Here is a 351-nt window from a genome sequence, read left to right as displayed (position 1 = left end):
TCTTCAGCGGGAAGGCGATGTTGTTGCGCACGGTCATGTGCGGGTAGAGCGCGTAGGACTGGAACACCATGGCCAGCCCGCGCCCGGCCGGCGGCAGGCGGGTGGCGTCCTTCCCGTCGATGCTGATGGTGCCGGACGACACATCCTCCAGCCCGGCGATCAGGCGCAGGAGCGTGGACTTGCCGCAGCCGGACGGGCCGACCAACGCGATGAAGTCGCCCTTGTCGATGTGGAAGCTGCTCTCGGCGAGGGCCTGCGTCGCGCCGGCATCCTTGCCGTAGCGGACGGTGACCCGCTCGAACTCGATGACCGGATAAACCGCGCCGGGCTTGACCGGTTCCGCCGGCGTCG

The 351-nt window shown here is 68.9% G+C and carries 1 protein-coding gene; it reads right to left on the bottom strand.

Annotated elements, in window-relative coordinates; genetic code table 11:
- Positions 1-351, bottom strand: a 351-nt coding sequence (locus JT719_RS24385) for an ATP-binding cassette domain-containing protein (RefSeq protein WP_242693460.1), incomplete at both ends; no start/stop codon positions are given.

The sequence above is a fragment of the Sabulibacter ruber genome (assembly GCF_017355955.1).
Lineage (GTDB): Bacteria > Bacteroidota > Bacteroidia > Cytophagales > Hymenobacteraceae > Nibribacter > Nibribacter ruber_A.
Note: the sequence above shows the minus strand (reverse complement) of the source record. Positions and strands in the feature narration are given on the sequence as shown.